The organism is Methylomonas sp. BG-2 (assembly GCF_057766305.1).
On the sequence record NZ_JBYMAP010000399.1, the window covers coordinates 1 to 2141 of the forward strand.

At 58.3% G+C, this 2141-nt stretch carries 2 protein-coding genes; both read right to left on the reverse strand.

Features of this window, described 5'->3' with window-relative positions:
• Nucleotides 1-270: 270 nt before the first annotated feature.
• Nucleotides 271-1041 (reverse strand): hypothetical protein, encoded by a 771-nt coding sequence (locus tag AC3B8H_RS20620; protein ID WP_488443390.1) that lies wholly within the window; start codon nucleotides 1039-1041, stop codon nucleotides 271-273.
• A gap of 33 nt (nucleotides 1042-1074) precedes the next feature.
• Nucleotides 1075-2025, reverse strand: coding sequence for a VPLPA-CTERM sorting domain-containing protein (locus AC3B8H_RS20625; protein ID WP_488443391.1), 951 nt, complete (start codon nucleotides 2023-2025; stop codon nucleotides 1075-1077).
• Nucleotides 2026-2141: the final 116 nt, after the last annotated feature.

Sequence of the window (2141 nt, forward strand, 5' to 3'; positions counted from 1 at the left end):
AACCGTTTGACCGATCTGATTTATCACCGAACTGAAAGCCCTTCCGTGGGCAGTAACCGAGGGTTGGTTTTCGTTAGCCACGATCCAATAAATCCCCAAACAAACAGTCGGCAACGCCAGGATCAGCGTCATGCGTTTCTGTGACATAAAATCCATCTCCAGGCCATCTGAATTTCTTGTTTTTTGCAACCGGGCAGGCGGCGGCGCCGAGAGCTCTCCTCTCTCATCGGCGTGCGCCGACCACCCTAATCCGGTCATTTCGAAACGGCGCTAGCCCCGGCCGCGCCGTTTCCCACCCATTCCCGCGAGTAACCCTGTGCCAAGCAGCCAAGCGGCCGAAGGTACCGGCACGGCCGCCACGTCGCCGTCGCGCACCGCCCAGGCGTTAAGATATTCGTCGCCCTTGACGCCGTAGCTTTGGTAGCCTTCCGGAATCGCGGCACCCGGTGGAAAAGCCGATGTAAAGTAACCGGCGAATTCCGGAAACAACCCAAACTCGGCATCCACCCAGTATTTTGGGGTGTGGTAACCGCCGCCCTGCACCGACGGAAAGTTGCTGAACAGGTTGTAATCCGGACTGGTGGCAAAAGCGGGGTCGAAGCCGCCCAGCTCTTGGTATAAATGGTTCATTTCGCTACCGCCGATTCCAAATCCAGGCCCCGGCGTGCCGTAATTCGGCAGCCGCCAATCGCTGAAGCCGCCGTATGTCAGGTTCTCGGCCCAGGCCTTGGCGCCATGCCAGGTCATGCGGCCGTCTTCGGCGTCGAAGTCGCGGGCGGTCAGCGCGTGGTAACCGCTGCCGGCCGGGGAGTCGTAGTCATTGGGGGTATCGTGGATGCCGCCGACATTGGCGATGATCTGGCTGACCAGATTGGGATTGGCCGCCATTTGGGTTTTGATCAGATTGGCGTCGGCCAGCCAGGTCACGTTGAGTTCGGTGTCGTAGACCATAGTGCCGCCGGCCCGGCTCAGCAAAGCGGCTTGGCCGTTGGCGGATAGGATCAGCAGCGCCGCGGCGCCGAGGGTTTTAACGGTGTGCATATTCGTGCTCCTTGGATTGTCGCTAGGCGGGAGTCAGATAGAAATGGCGCGGCGCTTGATGCCGATCAAACCCAGCAGCGCGCTGCCGAACAGCCAGGCCGTGGCGGGTAGCGGTACGTTGGAAACCGGCGATCCGGAGCGATTGGGATTGATGGAAATATGGCCCAGGACTGTATCTTGCAACTCGGTATCCCGAAATTGAAAGAAAAGACCCCATCCTGAGGTTCCCCATTTATAGTCGGCTTCCAAGGTCATTTGGCCCTGGGCATCGACGCCAAACACCGGATCGATCAATTCGAATGCCGTCGCCGGCGCTTGCGGATGCGTTCCGGCGATGTACCAACGGTAGGTATCGATGTCATAGTCGCTGTTAGATTCCTCACGTAGCTCCAAGCCACTAAACCACAACGAACCGCTCTGACCAAAAAAGTCGCTAGCCATCCGAAACGAACCGCCCAAGCCGATCACTGTTCGTATATGTTCATTACCGAAGTCGATAGGATTCTGGTAGTAATGGGATTGGCTCAAACCCTCGCCCCAATCGACCGGCAATCCAGGGTCCAGGGTATCGACCGGCATCGCGAAGCCGCCTTCGGGCTGGGCCAGCGGTACCCGCTGCGCCAGATCGAAAATCCGCCATTCTTCAACCGCTTTCGGATCGGCCGTGCCTTTCACGATGTGGTCATCAGAAGCCATGCTGGAAGCCGTTGTCGGTACCGCCTGACGGTAGTCGCGAAACAACTGCGGATAAAAAAAACGGTTGCCGTCGGTGTCCGAGGTGGGATCGGGCGTGCTCTTCAGAGCGATGCCGTGCACGTCGCTACGTATGGCCGAAATACGCATCGTGGCCCAGGTAGCTTGGTCATAAGAGAAATAGGCCATGCCGCCTATCGTGCCGTTCGGCAGGTCCGCCCGTGCCGACGAGGCTGAAACCAACGCGAGCGCGGCGGCCAGATGTTTACAGATTCTCAGGTAGGTATTCATGATTTTTCTTGAAAGCATTGTTTGGGGGAATATCCCGAAGCCACCAAGGTCGCGCGGGACTTACCCTGGTGTCGGGATTGCATGGAAAGGCGATGGGCGCGCTAGGAACCCATCGC

Excerpts from the sequence above, each read along its gene's own strand:
- AC3B8H_RS20625 (WP_488443391.1), bottom strand. The coding sequence starts at position 2,025 with ATGAATACCTACCTGAGAATCTGTAAACATCTGGCCGCCGCGCTCGCG.
- AC3B8H_RS20620 (WP_488443390.1), bottom strand. The coding sequence starts at position 1,041 with ATGCACACCGTTAAAACCCTCGGCGCCGCGGCGCTGCTGATCCTATCC.